The following is a 20,592-nucleotide window of genomic DNA, read 5'->3' on the forward strand; positions in this document are numbered from 1 at the left end:
TATTTATTTAAATACACACAAAATACCCTGATGCACACAAGCATCAGGGCATTGGTTTCTTCATATATCCTACAGTCAGATTACTTCCACCCAACCTTTGCGGATGGCGGAAACTACTGCCTGTGTGCGATCATTTACATTCATTTTCTGTAAAATATTGCTGACATGGTTTTTAACTGTTTTTTCACTGATATACAATGTTTCTGCAACGGCACGATTGCTTTTGCCGTCTGCAAGAAGCTGAAGCACCTGACATTCCCGTTTCGTCAGCAGATGAAGCGGTTTGCGGTATTCAATCCCTTTATCAGCGATACTCGATGAGTTTTCCTTTGCTAGGCGACGGTATTCCTTCACCAAGTTATGCGTCACCTTTGGATGAAGGTAAGATCCGCCTTCACTGACCACTTTAATAGCTTCTATCAAGGAATCAGAATCCATTTCTTTCAGCAAATATCCCTGTGCCCCTGTTTTAAGTGCATGTGTCACATAGCTCTCATCATCATGGATGGAAAGAATGATAACTTTAGAATTTGGAAAATATCTAACTAGATCCGCGGTAGCCTGAACACCATTTATTTCTGGCATGTTGATGTCCATCAATACCACGTCGGGATTATTCTCTTTGACCAATTTCGAAGCAATCGCACCATCATCGCCCTCAGCAACGACGTTAAATGAAGGTTCGAATTCCAGGATTCGTTTTACACCCTCCCGAAATAATTTATGGTCATCTATTAGAACAATACGAATTTCTTTTTCTCTATTCATTTGATATTTTTCCTCCCGTATTCTTATTAGAAATTTTCCTATTACATGTATATGATAGATTCTTTTTTCTCTATAGTTTTCTCTATGTTTTTTTATCTATGATTTTTGTTTTTCTTATAGACTATTATATACTTATGACGCTGAATAGGGAACTTTTATTATAATTGATGTTCCCTTACCGACGCCAGACTGGATGATAAGCTGACCCTCCAGCATTTCGACTCTCTCCCTCATACCAATCAGTCCAAAGGATTTATCCTTTTTGACACTCTGATCGAATCCTTTACCATTATCTTTGATTAGCATGGTGAGACTATCTCTTCGAATTTCCAGTTTCACTTGGATGAGGTTGGCGCCGCTATGTTTGATGGCATTTTGAATAGATTCCTGCATCAGCCGGAAGAAAGCAATCTCATACTTTTGATTGAAACGCTTTTCTTCTCCAATAACAGTAAAGTCGACTGTTAAGTGATTATAATCCGAAATGTTTGCAACGTATTTTTTTATAGTAGGGACTAGTCCAAGGTCATCCAAAGCCATCGGCCGGAGGTCATAGATTATTCTTCTGACCTCATATAAAGAAGACCGAACCATTTCTCTGACACTTCTTATTTCGGCTATTGCCTGTTCTGCTGTCCCGTCCCGTACCGTGCGTTCCATCAGTTCGGATCGAAGCAGGATATTAGCAAGCATTTGTGCAGGTCCATCGTGAATTTCTCTCGATATCTTTCTGCGCTCATCCTCCTGTGCTTCGATTATTTTAAGGCCAAACTCCTGTTTTTCCTTTGCGTTTTCTATCATTTCGTTAACTTGCCTGAAATCATCTTGTAAGTAGGTAAGAATTACGGAAATTTTGCCGGCCAATCCTTCAGCCCGATCGATTGTATGTGATAAGGTCATTAGTCTTCTTTCCAATTCATCCCGCTTATTGCGCAATACTCTTTCTTCCTGACGAAGCATGGCAAGATTTGTCTGCATTAGATGGGTATTCTCATATACCTCTCGTATCTCTGCCTCTGTGTATCGCTCAAAGTATTTGCTCACTTCTGCCAATCGCTGCCGTGAAAATCGGACCCTTTCTTCAAGCTGATCCCCATTCTCAATATGCCGAAGCACCTTTTCTTTGGTTATTTTCAGCTCTTTAACAAGGTGTTCATGTTCCTTGCGTGCTTCTTCGCTGATATTGAAAATTTCGTCCTTGCTATTTTCAACGACGTCGATCATTTCATCAATGACATGGTCCAAAGCCTTTTCACTTATTTTAACCGCCATAGTTATCCACCAATCTATGATATAATTATTCGTATATCTTAACTTTTTTTGTAGGGTCTTTTCCCTATATTCAGGAAATATTATCCTTAAATGGTTATTTATTGCCTTCAAATAATTTATTTAACTATTTCTACCTTCTATAATGTGCGTTTAAGGAGAGAAAATCAAGATGCTGAAAAACTATTATACTGTAAAACGTGAAGGAAATGGTCAGCAAATCATACAAAAATCCCGATTCATCGGATATGTACGGCGTGTGGAGAGTGAAGAAGCTGCCCATGACTTTATTCAAGAGATAAAGAAAAAACACCATGATGCAACACATAACTGTTCAGCATATATTATCGGTGAGCATGACCAGATCCAAAAAGCCAATGATGATGGAGAGCCTAGCGGTACTGCAGGCGTACCGATTCTCGAAGTTCTGAAAAAGCAGCACTTAAAGGACACGGCCGTAGTGGTAACCAGATATTTTGGAGGCATTAAGCTTGGTGCCGGAGGGCTTATTCGTGCTTATGGCAGCACCACGTCTCATGCTATAAATGAAACTGGTGTTGTCGAAAGACAATTGATGCAAGGTTTCTCAATAAAGGTTGATTATGGGCTATTAGGAAAGCTGGAAAATGTGCTGCGAAATTCAGATCATATACTGGAAACGATTCATTATCTCGAAAAAGTGGAGTTTATCGTTTACGTTAAAGATCAAGAACAAGATGCGTTCAAAGATTGGCTCATTGACCTGACGAATGACCAAGCACAGATTAAAGCCACCGGAAATAAATATGTGGAAATCGATATCACGGCTACAGATATGAACTGAACAAAAAAAACTGCATTCTCACGGAGAGGATGCAGTTTCTATTTTACAAGCGATTGTGTATATTTTTCAAGATTCTTATTTCTTGCCAGTTCATTGACCAGCATTCTGATCATTTCTTCAGAGCTACGGATTTTACAATCTTCCGTTTCGCTGATCATACGTTTCAGCATATTTTTATACTGTTCTTGCTCAACCATTTCTTTTCCCGCCTTTTTACGAGTTTTCCACAAAACTATCTCTGCTAGTTTACTAGCTATCAGAACTATATCATATTCCTAGACAGGTTTGTGTCTTTTTTTGTCAATAAAAATAAAATTATCTCTAAATTCACAAAAACATTCGACACATTCAAACGTTTTTCTGTCCGTCTCGAAATTTATTCCAAAAAAAGATGAGAATCATAGCAAGTGCAGCACCCAAACTATCCAGCAATACATCTCCAGCATATGGGGTCCTATTAGGAGTCATACCCTGATGCCATTCATCTGAAACAGCAAAAAGTACAGTAAGCAGAAATGACCAAGCGAGTATTCGTGACAAATCCAGCTTTGTAGTCTTCTTTAAGGCGATGCAGAAAAAGCAGGCAAGCAGGAAAAACACTGTCACATGAGCGCCTTTTCTAATAAAGAATTCGATAAAACCATTAACACCGAGCTCGTCCACACTGATAATAGAATGATGATATGTAAATGAGATCCATTCCAGCACAGGCTCCATAAAATCCAGCTGAATAGAGCCAAGAAACGGTTTGATATCCTGTTTTTCATATGGCGTCGCAGAGGAATAGAAGATGACTCCCATCCAGCCGATCGGCAATAACCAATACAGAAGCTTTTTCACACTCATTTTCGATGCTTTCCTTTCTATGCTCCAAAAGAAACGTTACTATTGGAGCCTGAACCGCCCCGCTTTCGGAATTTTATTTCTTTTACCAGTATAGCTTTTTTTAAATATTTTTCCACCACCTAACTATTGCACACTATGCCAATTCCAGACTTCTATCCCGCCAAGGTAAAATTGGTGAAACGAATCCTCCTCGATTAGCTTTTCGACCTCCCGTACCGGCCCTGTAACCGTTGCTCCAAACACTTTCACACCATTTTCTTTCATATATTCGAGACGTTGTTTATCAAGGTCCCTATCCCGATAATTCCCGGTCTCGATCAGCCAATCCATATTTTCAATAAACTGATCTATTGCGTCATCCAGACTGTCACCTGTGGATAAGGAACCATCAGATGAAAAGGATCTGCTGTTCTCTCCAAATCTCAAAGCAGGAGTGAGCATGAGTGATGGTACAAATGTGAACTGGCCAGCTTTTCCGGATGGCGACTCCACTTCTGTTAACTCTCCGCCATAGACGGGCATTTGCTGGATATTCACATCGTAGTCTTCCAAAACTTCACGCATTCCTTCTGGTGACATGCTTTCCTTTGTGGAAAATTGAATCTGTGCAACGAAACCGTCTTCCACCATATTAAGCTGCTCCCGGATCTGATTTTTTGTTGTATCTCCTTGACTATCTACCAGCTTTTCCCCGAGCAAATCTGGAGAAACTGCGAAGGAATTGCCATTATCCAAGTTCAAATACTTCTGATTAAAATCGATTGTATATGACACTTTCCCAAACAGCATTTTCCTTGCTGTTACTTCACCGACGATCACTTCCCAATCACCAATCTTTTTGTAAATTGCAAGTGTTGTATGCTGGGTTAGCAAGGGATTAATCTCCGTATTGCCTACAGAAGATTTATCTACAGAAATGGCAGGGTGCCTCGTCTCCACCAAAGTTGTTACGAGCCGGTCAAATTCCGCCTCTTTTCCGGAAGCATGATAATAGATCGACACTGGTATGATATATAGAATATACAAGAACAAAATCACAAATAATGTCCTAAGCACCGTCAAACCTAGCGATAATCTGGTTCGCCATACGATACGGCGCGCAAATTTTTTATCCATTCCAGTTTCGTCATTCTTCCAGTCTTTCAGCACCTTATCTTCTTTCATCTTCATGTCCCAGTCTCCTTCCACTAAGCTTTAAGTCATATTGCCGGAACGTCTCTCTTGCTCTATGTAATATGATTTTGACCTGACCTTCCGAGAGATTCATGGCGGTCTGAAGCTCTTTGTATGTAAAACCTTGGATTTCCCTCAAGTAGAGGATTGTTCTCATTCGTTCGGGAAGCAATGCCATCACTTCCTCCAGTTCCTCCTGCCGTGTTTTTCTCTCCAGTTGTTCTTCCGGATTTCCAATATCACTGACGGGAATATGCCCCCGCTTCACTTCTTCCACCATACGCCGCTCTGACTTGGCTTTTCTCAGAGAATCGATATAAAGATTCCGCGCCACTTTGAACAGCCATGCCTTTGCCTGATACATATTTTTCACTTTCAACGATACCATTGCCCGGTAAAAAGTCTCCTGCAATAGTTCTTCGGCTGTTTCCCGATTCCTGCTCATTTGCATTAGATATCTATACAGCGGGAGCTGATACTGCTCAAACAATTCTTCAAATATGTATTTTTTCAATCAGCACCGCCCCCTTCAGTATGTTATAACGCAGCTGGAGCTAAAATGTTACATCTTTTCTTTCGTTTTTTTTCCACAACAAAAAACCGTTAAGCGGTCAGCTCGACGGTTTGAGGGCTAATTATCCTGATTCTGTCGCCATTTATTAAATTCCAGATATTCCTTGAACTGTTCTTTGGAAACTCCTGATTTCATTGCTTCCTGCACGATCTGCATCCACTCACTGTCAAGTTCAGCAATATCTTCAGAATTATAATCATTGATGATTTCATTTACCGAGACACCAAGTACACTACTGATTTTCTCAATAAACTGGATCGATGGATTGGATTGAAGATTTCTTTCGATTGAACTTAAGTATGATTTGGCCACTCCAGCTTTTTCAGCAAGCTCGGAAATGGACATTCGCTTTTCTTGCCGCAGTCTTTTTATTTTTTCACCGATCAAGCTCTCACCCACTTTCACTGCAGATTATATCATAATTACAGTGAATAGTTCTATATAAAGTACGGTATTTCTTGAAAATTATGCCTTTTGCCCTGCACCGAGCAGAAATTGTCGTATCTCCTCCATAGTCAAACCTAATCTCTTTGCATTCTTAATTAGCAATACCCACTCTTGATCAACTGCTACATTATCAATTGTTTTTTCCAAAATTAGTCCCCCATTTTTTTATCCAGACAATCCAGCCGTCATAGTTTAATACTTTAGACCCGTGACTTTGCGTCCCTATTTTTCAATAGGTTTGCCCTTTACTGAGGATTTCGATTATTTATATGACTATGATACTATAAATATGGCAATGTTTGTGTGACTTGTTTTGTCGTATACAGACTAGTTTTGTAAGGTCTAAGGGGCCAATTTAGTCGATTGGCAGATTAGGAACGATCCGTTACTCTTCTACGGTTTAATAATAAGATAAGAAATCCTATTACCAGGAAGATGCCTCCTAAAATAAGCACATTGAAAATGTTCGTTGCCGTTTCCGGTAATGATAATCCACCCGAAGAACCATCTCCACCGCTTACCGCACCTTCAACAATTTGTTCATCTTTGTCTGATGAATCCGCTTGTTCGGCACCTTCTGCCGTGAAAAGGAAAGCAAATGCCGAATTTGTTCCCTGAAATTCATTACCGAGATGTTCCGGAAATCGGATAGTTATCGTTAATTCTTCTTCTTTTCCAGCTTCAATATCCCTTATAGGCAATACATCAAATTCAGCCAGCTTACCATTATAAAGTTCTCCCTCCACATCTGTTATTTCCATCATCAGTTCATTGAACAACTTTTGGCTGCCATCATTGCGCAGTTCCATTTGGTATGAAAAGTCAAGGATTCCTGAATTTTGAACGATGATTGTCCGTGGCGCCCAGTCACCTGGCTTCATGTTGGTAATATCAAACAGCACATCACTTGGTGACAGGCTAATATCTATTTCAGAAGTTCTTGGTTGTTCTTCATTATCCTCGCCACCTTCATCAGCTAGAGAATGAATCGGTATAACAATGATTAGCAATAAGACTGCTGACATTATGATCGACATCCACTTATGCAAATAATCGCCCCCTTTAATGCAGAAAAACCAGATTTTTACTGCGCTGCACTCTTTTCTTTCCCATCATGTTCACTATTCTTGTTTGTCAATTCAATTTGCCGGATGGCCTGCCAGATTGTAAAGCCTGCATAGGCTATTAGTAGAATCCCAGGAATCAGGAGCATAAATGCCCCATTCTGAGTCTGTGCGAAATTAACAAGATAGCCGATATATGGTATGGTAAACCCGGTATACACTGCCACTACATTTTCCGAAAGCACTGGATCCATGTCCTCTGCATTGTTATTGTCACCTTTTGTACGGTACATCACATTTTCACCGCTTTGGACTACTTCTGTAACCCGGTGTGTGATCAGCTTATTGTCCTCTTCCATGAATGTGATGACATCATTCTCTTTGAATCTGCTCATGTCGCCACCCGGTTTGACTGCTATGATGGAACCGGTTTTAATGCCTGGCTCCATCGAACCGGAAAGGACCGTTTTCAATTGATAGCCGAATGCTTGCGGTTCCCCGCCAGAAACCTTAGATGACACGACCAGAAATAGCATGCCGATCATCAGGATAAATAGAATGGTTGTTGTTATGTTATTGAGCCACCTCAATACGATTCTTTTATTTAGTTTCTTCATTTATTGTATCCTCCCCTGTTTCTTCAGTTCCTTTTTCTGCCTTTACTGGCTCCGATTGTTTGGCTTCCGACTGTATAGAACTGCCTGAATTTCCTTCCGTATCCGCTTGTGTTTCAGCATTTTTTTCTGTATTTTCATTTTCCTTTTCCTGTTCTGAATCGTCATCCTTACTTATGGGCTCTTCAGGTTCTTCACTCTCTTCAGATTCCTTTGATTCTTTTTCAGCTTCTTCTGTTGTTTCTGATGTTTCCGGTTGTTCTTCAGATGGTTTCACTGTCTTTTCTTCAGTTTTCCCTTGTTCTTCTATCTTCTTATCCTCTGGTTTATGTTCTTTTTCATCTTTACATTTGACCTTTACTTTTTCACTCCATTCATCTTTACTTTTCCCCTCATAATCGGGCCTTTGAATAATCTTGAAAGTATAGAAGCCTTCCTGTCCGGCCATATGCTTTAGATCAGAAGTCTCTCCCTCTGCTAAAGCTGCAATCTTTCCTTCCGCCGCTAACTCTCCCTGCTTCTTCGGATTTCCGGTTTCTGCATAGTACACTTTATAAACAGTATCTCCTGCCATTGATTTTCCGATATTTTTTATCTCAACGGCTATTTCCGTTTCCGGGCAGGATTTGATATTTTGATTTCCCTTACCCGTAAATTTAAGTTCACTCCCGTCCCACCAGGTTCCGGCATTCAGGGTGAAATTTGTTTCCTTCGCCTTGTTATAATATGCAATAGTATTAGAGGATAAAAAGCTTAACGATAAAAAGGCTATGTAACAAATGGCCAACGTTTTCAGCAAAAGCCGGAACTTTTTGTTCGTTTGGAACTTTCGTATACGTCTCATGCGCAAATGGGTATCCTCCTTATTTACTTGGCTTTATTAAAAATTCAAATCCGGTTTGCAACCCTTAATAAAACAAAGAAAATAGAAAACCTGCAGTCACATCAGGAGAATCCGGAGAATCACTGGTAAAAAGAAGAGGGTAACCCTTCCCATTGTATTAATCCATAACTTCTCCGTCTTCCTGGCTTGCTTCAAATATCAGATTGAAGTCCAGACTATCTCCCATGAATACATTCTGATTTTCCCCGTTGTCTTGGAATTTAAAGTTTGTACGAAGTATATCTCTTTCTCCTGCCCCAAGGTTTTCAGATAATACCACATCATCCAGTTGGCTTAACGGTGTCCACTCTACTATTTTTTTATTCGTTTCAGTGTTCGTAATCTGAATCAGTATGTGATCGGCGAAATCTTCACCATTGTTATTATTATTCGTATCAGTTTCTGTGTAATCCACGTTTAGTTTCACATCTTTGAAATTTAGAGTCCCTTTATTATAGAGGCGGAATTGATGAACCTTCCAATCACCAGGCTTCAAATTCTCCAGGTTCACATCAACCACTTCCGAATCATCCTTTGATTTGAGAATCAAATCCAGCGTACCTGAAGTAAATCTGTTATGAGTCTCTTCCGTATCACTGAAGAAGGCAAATGTGCCACCGCCAATTAGACTGAATCCAAGCGCAGCAATTGCAAGTCCCATACCTAATTTCTTTTTGAAATTCATTTTTTACCTCCTTAACTCTTTGTATGTATATCACAGTATTAAAATATGATTTATTCAGAAAGGGGGATCCCCTCTCTGAATAAGAATCATTTTTTCTATTTAAATTATTTTAACTCGCCTTCCGTTTGGTGTGCAGTAAACGTCCATTCAAGCTCAAGAGCATCACCTTGGAATTCGTTTTGGTCTTCACCGTTATCAACAAATTCGAATGCTACATACATTTGGTCACTCGTCCCTGCATCCATACCGCTATCTTCACCGTTTAGCCCCAAGAACCAAGTGATCCAGCTTTGGAGATTCTCTGCCGCATCTGGTGTCATGTTCTGTAAATCATATAGAGTCGTCTCGGAAATGACATCATTATAATCCCCAATCACCCAGCCATCACCGGTCTTATCTGCGTTTTCAAGGAATAGCACCTTAATATGTTTACCAAAGTCTTCAACATTGTCACCTTTTGCATCGGTCACTGAATATGCAGTAGATAAATCTATTGTTGAAATATCTAAAGTACCGTTATTTTCTAAAACAAATTCGCGAACCATCGTGTCGCCAGGCTTTATGTTAGCAACGTCAATAATTGTTGTCGGATTGGCAGCTAAATCCAGCGTACCAGCTGCAAACGTACTATTTGTTGCTTCTACATCATTAAAGTATGCAAATGTCCCTCCACCGACCAAAGCTATTCCCAATGCCGCTGTTGCTGCACCCATACCTAATTTTTTCTTAATGCTCATTTGAACTCCTCCTGATAAATTATAATTTTTAATTACTCCCCATATTGCTTTTGATCTTCGCTGTTGGAAATGAATTGCTTCATTTTCCTATGTACGGATGCTGAAGATTGCCGTACAATTGGAGTAGTGCATCAACGGACAAGACTTGCCACAGCGATAATCCTCCTTTCTATGTATCTGGATAAATAACCGATTGTTCTTTTCAAAGTTCATTTTCGTTTCTTATAAAGAACAACTAACCGCAGTATAGGTTATATTTACCATAATGAAAACCCTTAAATTCGTTCGTTTTTTCTTGATTAAGAACAGTTTTCTTTAATTTACTAAGTTTATCTCCATCTATCTCATTTTTCGTTTTTTAATTATAAATTAATCCTTTATAATGAACATTGACGGTTGAGTTGTATAGGGGTACCTGCTGAAATTCCAATGAACTTCGCGGAATAAAATATATGCAGATTTGAGGAGATTGTCCCATGAATAAGTTATCTGTTCTTTTCATCATTATTGGATTGATTATTCTAGCCTATGGCGGATATTCCTTTTTTCAGATGGAATCCGCTCAGAAAGATACTATGGATAAGGCCATAGCATTATTGGAAGCAGAACCCTTCCAAGAGGTTGATGACGGGTCCGGCAAATCAGCAACATCTTTTTCACCACAGACAGGTGAAACAGTCGGCATCCTGCACATTCCGAAACTGGAATCCGATCTTCCCATTGTTGAGGGTACCGATGAAGATGAACTCGCCAAAGGTGTCGGACACTATGCAGGAACTGCCTATCCCGAGCAGAATGATCAAATTGTCTTATCCGGACACAGGGATACAGTTTTTCGGAGGATGGGAGAGCTGCTTATTGGCGATATCCTGACGATAAAGCTATCTTACGGAGAATTCAGCTATAAGATATCTGAAACAAAAATAGTTGATGCAGACGACCGCACTATCATTGTTCCCCATGATAAAGAAGTTCTGACGTTGACAACATGCTACCCCTTCTCATTTATTGGTAGTGCCCCTGAACGTTACATCATTACTGCTTTGCCAGTTTCACAGAAGGATGAATAATAGTGGTGCATTAACAAATACCCATCCCCCTTCTTAAGCAATTCCAGAAGCCTCTTTTCGTAAGTATTGTTGCTATTTCTTAATTTGTATTTGGTAGAAACTGCGACATAACAGACTCTGCCGATTTCCGCTCCGGGCAGTCGCTTTTCCGCGCTGGAGTCGAAAAAAGGAGATGCTATGCTGATTTCTTGCTTACCAATCTCATCCCATCTTAAATAAATGGATACTCTGCTCGATAACAGCATCCGTCGATTTCCGCTCCGGGCAGTCGCTTTCCGCGGGCAACGCTTCAGCTTCCTCAGAAGCAAGCCCGGCTTCTTGCGGGATCTTCAGCCGTTGCTTTTCCCGCTGGAGTCGACTGCCCTGCGCTCCAATCAATCAGCCTAATAATTGAATAACAGTAATTCGATTCAGAAAGCTAAATCTTAACGGAGGAAATACACGGAGACTCCTGCGGGAAAAGCGTAGACGCTAAGACCCCACAGAGAGCGAACTTTGCGAGCGAGGAGGCTTAGCGCGAGCCCGCGGAAAGCGTAGTGTATTTCCGGAGTGGGATAAAGCATATCATTAAATTACATCGAATCGAATATCAGTAATTTGATTCAGCAAGCTAAATCACAGCGCAGGAAATACACGGAGACTCCTTGAAATTGCATTCGCAATTTCTGCGTGCGATGTCTTGCTGCCGCAGCCTTCCTTGTCCTGCGGGAAAGCGAAGACGCTAAGACCCCACAGAGAGCGAACTTTGCGAGCGAGGAGGCTTAGTGCGAGCCCGCGGAAAGCGCAGTGTATTTCCGGAGTGGAGATAAGCTCATCATCAAATTACGTCGCAGTTTATATATTTTATGTAAAAACAACAATCTTTGAGAAAATAATCTTTCAGAATTTATGTATTGTTTTATCGAATTTGATAGACTTAATTCGCCATTTCAGCTATAATTTACCCAAGATTCGATACATTTTCTCATGAACTACTAGTCAAAAAGACTTATAATCCATCAAAATAAATGAACTTTAATAAAGAGGAGAATACGAGAGTGGTAACAAGAGCTGAAAAAAAGCAACATAAAAAAAGACGGAAATGGCCCTTATGGGTCGGCGGGATCATTTTGGCAATCATTCTTTTAGCTGGCGGCTATGGCTTATATGTATGGAACCAGGTCGGAGCTACCGTGGAAACAATGCACAATCCACTGGACAGGGATCCAGAGCGGGAGAAGGAAGTAGAAAATCTTTTTAAAGAGAAGGATTCCATCAATGTACTACTGCTCGGAGTTGATGAACGTTCCGGAGACAAAGGCCGTTCAGATACCATGATACTTATGTCCATCAATCCCAAAACCGATTCGATGATCATGCTGAGCATCCCAAGAGACACGTACGTAAATATTCCAGACCGTGGGATGGATAAAATAAACCACGCCTATGCTTTCGGCGGTACAGAGCTGTCTGTCCAGACTGTCGAAGAAGCTTTTGACCTGCCTGTTCATGCATATGCACGTGTGAATATGGAAGGCTTCCAACAGGGAATCGATGCACTTGGTGGCGTTACCGTGACCAATAGTACTGCTTTTTCAAGCGGCGGAGACAATTTCCAGGAAGGACAAATTACACTAAATGGCGAAGAAGCATTGAGCTATATCCGGATGCGCAAGGAAGATCCTCGCGGAGATATGGGACGTAACGAGCGCCAAAGGGATGTCATTACAGCGGCTATGAACGAAGCGGCCAGCTTTTCCAGCATAACAAAAGTAGGAGAAATTTTGACCATACTGGGTGACAATGTTCAAACAGATCTCGATATGAAGAGGTTAACGACCATCTTTAATAACTATGCTGGTGCCAGAAAGAATGTAACTACAATGGAAATCAGCGGTTCTGGTCAAACAATCGGCAATATTTGGTACTATATTGTACCTGATTCCGAATTCAGTCGAATCACAACCGAAATCAATAACCATATGAATGCAAACTAACTTGTACAAACAAAGTCACCTGTGAATCCTGCAGTGTGACTTTTTTGTTCTCCATACAAATTTTTGTACCGGATATTTGCTATACTATAGATAGAATATTAATGGGGGTTTTTTCTATAATGAAACGATTAGTTATTTTATTTACTGTTCTGTTGTTTACAGCAGCTTGTTCCAATGATGATCAGGTCACACCGAATGAGCGGTTCGGAGATTATGTCAAGCTTTGGAACGAAGGGAACTATGAGGAAATGTATGGGCTGTTCTCTTCCAGCGCAAAAGAAGCCTATCCCGAAGATCAATCGGCATTGCGTACAGAGAAAATATTCAATGACCTTGGTGTCTCTGACCTGAAGATAGATTATAAGAAATTAAGTGAAGAAGAACTGGAAACAGCCATGGAGGAAGGTAGTGCAACACTGCCTTTCAGTGTGTCTATGGAAACACTCGCCGGTCCGGTTACTTATGATTATGAAGCTACACTTGTACAGGAGGGCGATGATGAGGAGGAACCCAATTGGTATGTAGAATGGGATCCAGGCTATATTTTCCCTGACTTGAAAGATGGCGGGGAGATCGATATCCAGTCAACAGCACCAAAGCGCGGCGAAATCCTCGACCGTAACCAAATGCCACTCGCAATCAATGACATTATTTATGAAGTTGGCGTTGTCCCGGGTGAAATGACTAACCCGGATCAGGCAAAAGCGCAGATTGCCGACCTGCTTGGGATGAGTACAGAGGCAATTGATAATGCTTTAAGCGCAGGCTGGGTTGAAGATAATCTGTTCGTTCCGCTTAAAAATGTCATGCCAACAGAAGAGGAACTGCTTTCCGATCTGATGGCAATTGAAGGGGTACAGCGCAGAGAAATTACCGGGCGTATCTATCCTGCCGGTGAAGCTGCCGCACATCTGGTTGGCTATATTCGTGATATTACTGCCGAAGACCTGGAAGAACTAGATTCTTCTCAATACAGTGCAAATGACAAAATCGGTTCACGTGGACTTGAGCAATTATATGAGGAACAACTCAAAGGAAAAAAAGGGGCCAAAATTGTTATCAATAAAGATGGCCAGGAAGAAATCGTTCTTGCTGAGACTCCTGTTGAAGATGGAGAAACCATCACAGTAACGATTGATATTAACGTACAGGAGAAATTGTTTGACTCATTCGATGAAGATGCTGGAACAGCTGCCGCCATTCATCCGAAAACAGGTGAAACACTGGCACTGGTAAGCAGCCCTTCCTTTGATCCAAATGAAGCGCTCTACGGTACATCCGGGAATTTCTGGGAACAACTGGAAAACGACGAACAGACTCCGTTGCTCAATCGTTTCTCCTCCACCTTCGCACCTGGCTCAGTCATTAAACCAGTAACAGGAGCGATCGGGTTGAAAAATGGCAGCATTAAATGGGGCGAGGGAAATGAAATCGAAGGCCTTACCTGGAGTAATGGAGAGGGATGGGGGAATTATGAAGTGACAAGGGTCTCCACTTCCAACGGGCCGGTAGACTTGGAAAATGCGCTGATCAGATCGGATAATATCTATTTTGCACAAAGATCCGTCGAGATGGGTGCAGATGCTTTGGCAGCTGGATTGAAGGAATTTGGTATTGGTGAGGAATTCCCTTACGAATATCCGGTAACCCAGTCGACCATCTCAGCAAGCGGTGAACTGAATGATGAAGTTCTTGCTGCTAATACTAGCTACGGACAAGGTGAACTGGAAATGACTGCCCTTCACCTGGCAACAACGTATACCACTTTCCTGAATGGTGGCAACATGATCAAACCAACCTTCCTTACCAGTGAAGAAGCTTCCCAGGTATGGAAAGAAGGATTGATTACAGCTGATCAGGCAACAAAGATCAAGGATACGCTCCGAAAAGTCGTTACGGAGGGAACTGGTAAATATGCTCAGGACGCAGGTTTCCCCGTTTCCGGTAAGACAGGAACGGCTGAACTGAAGCTCACCCCAGAAGAGTCAGGTGATGAGAACAGATGGTTTGTTGCCTATCCAACTGAAGACCAGGATATTCTTATTGCCATGATGGTTGAGAAAGCACAGGGCAGAGATCCAAATCCAGCCGTGGTCAACGTTACCAATGTACTGAAACAACTTAAATAAACAGAATCCTTTTAGACTCCAATAAAAAATCCGGGCGAATTCAAATTCTAACTGAAGAATTTTGAATCATAGCCTGGATTTTTTGGTTAAACCAAGAATACGCACTCTTTTATAATTGTTTTGATAGAGCGTAAAATGATTTCTTATCCCGAAGGTCAAGCGCTCTATCTATCAATCTTTTCAAGTTATCTTTTTCAAGATCATCAATCAGAAGGGCAATTGCTTTCTCCTGTTCTGTCTTACTTAATTCAGATTCATTTTGGTAATACGATTCAGCAATTGAATGGAGCTGCTGCAAGAAATCAGGGATGGAGATGAGCTTGGACATTGGCACATTTACAATATCTTTACCATTTTGAAAGGCAAAAACTGCTTCGGTATTTTCAACCTTTTTCGTCTTTCGATTAATCCGTATTTCATTGGACTCAACCGGGATGAACTGATAAACCTTTTTGTTGATCATGACAGAAAAATATTGATATGCCAATATGACCCGAATAGATTCCTGTTCTGTTTTGACATAATAGGGCTTTAGCATTTTAACAGTTACCATCGATTCCACCTCCCAATTTATCGTGCGTATTACCAATCTAAATTTTCAGTTAATTTATTCTACATGAATTCACATATAATTACAAGAGCGATTTTTTTAAGCGCTGCACTCATTTAAATTCTTATTAGAGAAATCTTCAAATCTCAGCATACAATCAGATTTGTATGGATAGAATTTGTTTACCATGATTGACATACTCGAAATATAATCTAAATATAGAAATTTTCATTCTATATCATCCGCTTTTAATTCCTCTTCCGTAAATACACGTGACCTTGTCAGAAACCGCTTCCCCTCCGGACCTTCCAGGGAGAACATCCCGCCTCTCCCCTTTACTGCATCGATAATCAGCTGTGTATGTTTCCAATACTCATATTGATCTTTGGAAATATAAAACGGAGTTCCCCCTATTTCTCCAAGCAGTATGTCTGATTCACCGGTCCGAAATTCATCTCTTGGGTAGCACATTGGTGAGCTGCCGTCACAGCAGCCACCAGACTGATGAAACATTAGCGGCCCATGCGCTGCCTTCAAGTTCTCTATTAATGTCAGTGCCGCTTCAGTCGCCTTCACACGTTCAGCCATTTGTCACACCCTTTCTTAGAACAATCCTGCTGCTCCCTCGCTATAGCTAATCAGCAGATTCTTTGTCTGCTGATAATGACCAAGCATCATCAAATGATTTTCTCTGCCAATACCAGACTTCTTATAGCCGCCGAATGCTGCATGTGCCGGATATTGATGATAGCAGTTGGTCCATACACGGCCAGCCTGGATTCCCCTTCCGAATCGGTAAGCCGTGTTGATATTACGAGTCCAGATTCCTGCACCTAGACCATATAGGGTGTCATTTGCAATTTCCATTGCTTCCTCTTTATCTTTAAACGTTGTTACAGAAAGGACTGGACCAAAGATTTCTTCTTGGAAAATGCGCATCTTATTATCGCCTTTAAAGATTGTCGGCTCTACATAATAGCCACTTTCCAGCTCATCCTCCAGTTTATTGACATTACCGCCGACTATTACTTCGGCACCCTCCTGTTTGCCGATATCCAAATAGGATTTGATTTTTTCCATTTGTTCCTCGGAAGCTTGAGCCCCCATCATTGTTTCTGTATCAAGCGGATGGCCAATTTTGATTTGATTGACACGCTCGATTGCCTTATCCATAAATTTGTCGTAAATCGATTCATGGACAAGGGCACGGGACGGACAGGTACAAACTTCCCCTTGATTGAGAGCGAACATAACCATTCCTTCAATTGCTTTGTCCAGGAATCCGTCCTCTTCATCCATTACATCTTCAAAAAAGATATTTGGCGATTTTCCTCCAAGCTCTAATGTCACTGGTATGATATTTTCCGAGGCATATTGCATGATTAAACGTCCGGTCGTTGTTTCACCCGTAAAGGCAATTTTCGAAATCCGGCTGTTTGATGCAAGGGGCTTACCAGCTTCCACACCAAAGCCATTTACAATATTGATTACTCCTGGAGGAAGCAAGTCTTTTATTTGTTCTATCAGGACATGGATCGAGGCTGGTGTCTGTTCTGCTGGTTTCAGTACCACACAGTTACCCGCAGCAAGAGCCGGCGCCAATTTCCATACAGCCATTAAAATAGGGAAATTCCACGGTATTATTTGCCCTACAACCCCAAGCGGTTCATGAAAGTGGTAGGCAACCGTATCATGGTCGATCTGGCTGATTCCACCTTCTTGTGCCCGAATAACTCCCGCAAAATATCGAAAATGATCAACCGCCAATGGCATATCCGCAGCCAATGTTTCTCTGACAGCTTTTCCATTATCCCAGGTCTCTGCAACGGCCAGCATCTCCAGGTTCTCTTCCAGACGGTCAGCTATTTTATTCAATATGACTGACCTTTCTGTGACAGATGTTTTGCCCCACTCCTCCTTAGCTGCATGCGCTGCATCCAGGGCAGCCTCGACATCCTCCTTGGTAGACCTGGCAACTTCACAGAAAACCTTGCCTGTTACAGGGCTGACATTTTCAAAGTATTTTCCATTTGCAGGGGGGCGATATTCACCACCAATAAAATTATCATATCTTTCTTTAAAGTGTACTAGTGCTCCTTCAGTATTTGGGTTGGCATACCTCATTAAATAAATTCCTCCTCTTTATTGTAAGCGATTACAATTAATTGATGAAGAACTTGGTGTCCGTCACTCTAGTTTTAGAGTATAACAAAATAAGTTTAATTATTCCAATAATTAAAACACAACAAATGAAGGTTTGGAGGATTAGTCGAGAGCCTTGCCATGCAGTAAATGCTTCAAAACATATTTAAAAACCCCTGACCAAAATCGGCTCAGAGGTTTTTTAAGCTGAAGCTATAAGAAAAAACGCTGGATTCCCAACGTTCGAATACTTGCATGTATTGTACTATGATTTCATAAGAATAGCTTCAGCTTTTTAGAGATACTATTTCTACTTCATCTCCGGAATAACTCGAACTTCTCGTTCCATCGTTGAATTGCATAATGGACATGCAGGCTCTTCGTTGAAGCTGTATGATTCCCTCATCCAGCCCTGGCAATCATCACTCGTACATGACCATACATTGGTTTCCACTTCAGGAACCGGTTCCTTTGGTCCTCTAGAAAATGACATAATAGCATCCCCTTTCCTTCTACACTTTTTATTATACTCCTTTTTCAGCGACAATGTAAGGGCATGCCGCCCTGATTTATCATATCTGCTTCACGAGGTTTTCAAAAACATCCAATGCCTTTGGGTGGAATTCATGGTAGTTTTTGATAATAGAAAATTTTCGCTGAATTGGTGTGCCATCGACCGAAAGCTTTTGGATTCTTCCTAGTTCGATCTCCTTTGCAAATGTAAGGCTAGAAAGCAAGCTAATGCCCAATCCGGACTCAACGCCCTCTTTAATCGTCTGCGTACTTCCAAATGTCAGCATTCGTTTTGGCTTTATATGATGCATGTCCAGAAAGTCCTCGACTACTTTGCGGGTTCCCGAGCCTTCCTCACGTATAATCCAGGTTTCTTTCTCCAAATCTTCTATCGATGCTTGCCCATCTATCTGTAAGGATGTACCTTCCCCTGCAATAATATACATTTGATCGGATGCAAACTGCTCCTCTGAAAATTGATGATGAGAGTAGTTACCTTCAATAAGTCCAATATCAATTTCATGGTGCAATAGCTTTGTACCAATTTCATCCGTATTGCCGATGGTTATTTCCGGTACGATTTGCGGGTATCTTTCCTGTAGTCTAGCTAGTATTTTTGGGAGAAGATATTCTCCGATTGTATAGCTTGCACCTATTTTCAGTTCACCACTTGGGTCATTTTTTAAATCCGATACAAGTATTTGCATTTGATCATAATTCCTTAGTATCTCCTGAGCATACTTATAAACGATTTCACCCGCTTTGTTCATCTCTACGAATTTATTGCTTCGCTCGAGAAGACGGACACCGAGCTCCTTTTCTAAAGATGCAATATACTGACTGACTGCCGGCTGTGACATATGCAATGCCTCTGCCGTTCGCGAAAAGCTCTTACGCTCAGCCACTTCCCTAAACACAACAAGATGCTGATCCATCCCTATCCCCCCTGGTGCCTGTCACTTCCCGAATTTTGTCGAATAATTTTATGAGCTATTCAAGCTTTGCTGGCGTTTTATGTTGGTTTCTGTTGCCTGAAGCCAGCTGTTCCCGGCTTCCATATACCATCAGTAAACTGCACTATCCTTGGTGCTATTATCTTCTACTGTACTGGAATGTTTGAGTCCAAACACGCTTAGCAAAAGTCTTTATACTTTCGTTAATAAGATTATCTTATCATAACTATTATAATAATTTATTTTTCTTATGGCAAAACTGAACTTATACTAAGTTATAGACTTTTAAAGAGGAGAATTATATATGAGCGTGTTGAGCGTGTTGACTAAAAGACTCGACGATTGGAAAAAGCAGTTAGCTGGCATTGGCTTCACCTTTGTTTTTTCACTGCTGGGATACGTACTATCATGTCTTCCCGGCCTAAGTCATATCGGGCCGCTTGCCTGTGCTATTTTGCTTGCTGTCGCCTACCGGCAGCTGTTTGGATATCCTGAGTTTTTCCGCAAGGGGATTGAATTCTCATCGAAATACTTATTACGATTCGCTATTATTTTATATGGATTGAAGCTTAATATCGATGTCATCTTCCAGGATGGGATCGGTCTGCTGTTAAAGAGTGCTGTAACAATTGCTGTTGCCATCCTATTGACAATCTATTTGTCCAAATTGTTTAAAGCAAACTCTCAAATCGCTTTGCTTCTAGGGATTGGAACAGGTGTATGCGGTGCAGCAGCAATCGCAGCAGTTGCACCAATTGTAAAGGCAAAAGACGATGATACTGCTATAAGTGTTGGAATCATCGCGCTAGCAGGGACAATTTTCTCCATTATCTATGCGCTGCTATTTCCTTTTTTACCAATAACAGATATTCAGTACGGCATATGGTCTGGACTCAGTCTGCATGAACTTGCACATGTTGCACTGGCTGCAGAGCCGGCTGGAGAAGAGGCGTTGGCGATGGCGCTGCTCGCCAAGCTAGGTCGCGTGTTTTTGCTTGTACCATTATGTTTTATCTTAATCTACTGGATGAGGAATCGGAAGTCTGTAGATGAAGCAGGTAATACGAACGTGAAATTCCCAATGTTTCTGCTTGGATTTATTGCGATGAGCTTATTCGGCAGCTATATATTGGGAGACATGATACCTGTAACGGATGGAGTTATGGAGATAATTAGCTTTAAAACTACCTTTATCCTTACCTCTGCCATGGTCGGACTAGGACTGAATGTCAGTATGAAGGACATGAAGGATAAAGCGCTGCGGCCACTGTTTGCCATGCTGCTTGCATCGGTATTTGTTTCTGTCTTCATGTATTGGATTTCAGGCATATAAATAATGACAGATACATTACTGAAAAAAGCTATCAAGTTGGCAC

Annotated in this window: 23 protein-coding genes and 1 riboswitch; of the genes, 5 read left to right on the forward strand and 18 right to left on the reverse strand. The window is 41.2% G+C overall.

All coding sequences use genetic code 11. The annotated features are described in order from the left end of the window. Positions 1–75 precede the first annotated feature (75 nt). Both OMHG_RS01385 and OMHG_RS01390 read right to left on the reverse strand, forming a co-directional pair. Entirely contained in the window at positions 76–768 is a 693-nt protein-coding gene (locus OMHG_RS01385) for a response regulator (protein ID WP_010647636.1), read from the reverse strand. 132 nt (positions 769–900) lie between these two features. Further along, positions 901–2,040 carry a sensor histidine kinase gene (locus OMHG_RS01390; protein ID WP_010647637.1) on the reverse strand — a complete coding sequence of 380 codons (1,140 nt, stop codon included), beginning with the start codon at positions 2,038–2,040 and terminating at the stop codon, positions 901–903. A gap of 169 nt (positions 2,041–2,209) precedes the next feature. Between OMHG_RS01390 and OMHG_RS01395 the strand changes: the two genes are divergently transcribed. Next, on the forward strand, positions 2,210–2,860 hold the full coding sequence (locus OMHG_RS01395; RefSeq protein ID WP_010647638.1) for a YigZ family protein: 651 nt from the start codon (positions 2,210–2,212) through the stop codon (positions 2,858–2,860). A gap of 38 nt (positions 2,861–2,898) precedes the next feature. Here the strand turns inward: OMHG_RS01395 and OMHG_RS18675 are convergent, their stop codons facing one another. The 11 genes from OMHG_RS18675 to OMHG_RS01440 form a co-directional block, all read right to left on the reverse strand. After that, on the reverse strand, positions 2,899–3,057 hold the full coding sequence (locus OMHG_RS18675) for a hypothetical protein (protein ID WP_010647640.1): 159 nt from the start codon (positions 3,055–3,057) through the stop codon (positions 2,899–2,901). A 151-nt stretch (positions 3,058–3,208) separates the two neighbouring features. Continuing rightward, on the reverse strand, positions 3,209–3,706 hold the full coding sequence (locus tag OMHG_RS01400; protein ID WP_010647642.1) for a VanZ family protein: 498 nt from the start codon (positions 3,704–3,706) through the stop codon (positions 3,209–3,211). Between the two features lie 123 nt (positions 3,707–3,829). Next, a complete protein-coding gene (locus tag OMHG_RS01405) occupies positions 3,830–4,876 on the reverse strand; it encodes an anti sigma factor C-terminal domain-containing protein (protein ID WP_010647645.1) in 1,047 nt (348 codons plus the stop codon). After that, positions 4,857–5,393 (reverse strand): RNA polymerase sigma factor, encoded by a 537-nt coding sequence (locus OMHG_RS01410; RefSeq protein WP_010647648.1) that lies wholly within the window; start codon positions 5,391–5,393, stop codon positions 4,857–4,859. Before OMHG_RS01410 ends, OMHG_RS01405 begins: the two co-directional genes overlap by 20 nt. A gap of 117 nt (positions 5,394–5,510) precedes the next feature. Continuing rightward, positions 5,511–5,840 carry a helix-turn-helix domain-containing protein gene (locus OMHG_RS01415; RefSeq protein WP_010647650.1) on the reverse strand — a complete coding sequence of 110 codons (330 nt, stop codon included), beginning with the start codon at positions 5,838–5,840 and terminating at the stop codon, positions 5,511–5,513. 78 nt (positions 5,841–5,918) lie between these two features. Continuing rightward, on the reverse strand, positions 5,919–6,047 hold the full coding sequence (locus tag OMHG_RS17675) for an anti-repressor SinI family protein (protein WP_010647652.1): 129 nt from the start codon (positions 6,045–6,047) through the stop codon (positions 5,919–5,921). Positions 6,048–6,069: 22 nt separating this feature from the next. Then, positions 6,070–6,153, reverse strand: a riboswitch (cyclic di-GMP riboswitch). Between the two features lie 118 nt (positions 6,154–6,271). Beyond that, complete coding sequence (locus OMHG_RS01420) at positions 6,272–6,949, reverse strand: TasA family protein (protein WP_049887910.1); 678 nt, start codon at positions 6,947–6,949, stop codon at positions 6,272–6,274. Positions 6,950–6,984: 35 nt separating this feature from the next. Beyond that, positions 6,985–7,581: a signal peptidase I SipW gene (sipW, locus tag OMHG_RS01425; RefSeq protein ID WP_010647655.1), complete on the reverse strand. Its 597-nt coding sequence runs from the start codon at positions 7,579–7,581 to the stop codon at positions 6,985–6,987. Continuing rightward, positions 7,565–8,422: an amyloid fiber anchoring/assembly protein TapA gene (tapA, locus tag OMHG_RS01430; RefSeq protein ID WP_237566140.1), complete on the reverse strand. Its 858-nt coding sequence runs from the start codon at positions 8,420–8,422 to the stop codon at positions 7,565–7,567. Before tapA ends, sipW begins: the two co-directional genes overlap by 17 nt. 157 nt (positions 8,423–8,579) lie before the next feature. After that, on the reverse strand, positions 8,580–9,146 hold the full coding sequence (locus tag OMHG_RS01435) for a TasA family protein (protein WP_010647660.1): 567 nt from the start codon (positions 9,144–9,146) through the stop codon (positions 8,580–8,582). 104 nt (positions 9,147–9,250) lie between these two features. Continuing rightward, positions 9,251–9,883 (reverse strand): CalY family protein, encoded by a 633-nt coding sequence (locus tag OMHG_RS01440; RefSeq protein WP_010647661.1) that lies wholly within the window; start codon positions 9,881–9,883, stop codon positions 9,251–9,253. Between the two features lie 476 nt (positions 9,884–10,359). Here OMHG_RS01440 and OMHG_RS01445 point away from each other — a divergent pair, with 476 nt between their 5' ends. The 3 genes from OMHG_RS01445 to OMHG_RS01455 all read left to right on the forward strand — a co-directional run bounded on the left by OMHG_RS01445 (position 10,360) and on the right by OMHG_RS01455 (position 15,058). After that, the gene (locus OMHG_RS01445; protein WP_010647663.1) at positions 10,360–10,953 is read left to right on the forward strand and encodes a class D sortase; all 594 of its coding nucleotides are present in this window, start codon (positions 10,360–10,362) and stop codon (positions 10,951–10,953) included. 1,037 nt (positions 10,954–11,990) lie between these two features. Beyond that, positions 11,991–12,929 (forward strand): LCP family glycopolymer transferase, encoded by a 939-nt coding sequence (locus OMHG_RS01450; protein ID WP_010647665.1) that lies wholly within the window; start codon positions 11,991–11,993, stop codon positions 12,927–12,929. A gap of 119 nt (positions 12,930–13,048) precedes the next feature. Further along, complete coding sequence (locus OMHG_RS01455) at positions 13,049–15,058, forward strand: penicillin-binding transpeptidase domain-containing protein (RefSeq protein ID WP_010647667.1); 2,010 nt, start codon at positions 13,049–13,051, stop codon at positions 15,056–15,058. Between the two features lie 109 nt (positions 15,059–15,167). On the opposite strand, the gene OMHG_RS01460 is transcribed toward OMHG_RS01455, so the two are convergent. From OMHG_RS01460 to OMHG_RS01480, 5 genes are all read right to left on the reverse strand, one after another. Beyond that, on the reverse strand, positions 15,168–15,611 hold the full coding sequence (locus OMHG_RS01460) for an IDEAL domain-containing protein (RefSeq protein WP_010647669.1): 444 nt from the start codon (positions 15,609–15,611) through the stop codon (positions 15,168–15,170). 225 nt (positions 15,612–15,836) lie between these two features. After that, a complete protein-coding gene (locus tag OMHG_RS01465; RefSeq protein WP_010647671.1) occupies positions 15,837–16,196 on the reverse strand; it encodes a DUF779 domain-containing protein in 360 nt (119 codons plus the stop codon). A gap of 15 nt (positions 16,197–16,211) precedes the next feature. After that, the gene (adh, locus tag OMHG_RS01470; protein WP_010647673.1) at positions 16,212–17,732 is read right to left on the reverse strand and encodes an aldehyde dehydrogenase; all 1,521 of its coding nucleotides are present in this window, start codon (positions 17,730–17,732) and stop codon (positions 16,212–16,214) included. Between the two features lie 328 nt (positions 17,733–18,060). Next, the gene (locus OMHG_RS01475; RefSeq protein ID WP_010647675.1) at positions 18,061–18,243 is read right to left on the reverse strand and encodes a cold-shock protein; all 183 of its coding nucleotides are present in this window, start codon (positions 18,241–18,243) and stop codon (positions 18,061–18,063) included. Between the two features lie 79 nt (positions 18,244–18,322). Beyond that, entirely contained in the window at positions 18,323–19,198 is an 876-nt protein-coding gene (locus OMHG_RS01480; protein WP_010647677.1) for a LysR substrate-binding domain-containing protein, read from the reverse strand. A 322-nt stretch (positions 19,199–19,520) separates the two neighbouring features. Here OMHG_RS01480 and OMHG_RS01485 point away from each other — a divergent pair, with 322 nt between their 5' ends. Beyond that, positions 19,521–20,549 carry a YeiH family protein gene (locus OMHG_RS01485; RefSeq protein WP_010647679.1) on the forward strand — a complete coding sequence of 343 codons (1,029 nt, stop codon included), beginning with the start codon at positions 19,521–19,523 and terminating at the stop codon, positions 20,547–20,549. The last annotated feature ends 43 nt before the right edge of the window (positions 20,550–20,592 follow it).

The sequence above is a fragment of the Oceanobacillus massiliensis str. N'diop genome, assembly GCF_000285495.1.
Classification (GTDB): Bacteria; Bacillota; Bacilli; order Bacillales; family Amphibacillaceae; genus Oceanobacillus; species Oceanobacillus massiliensis.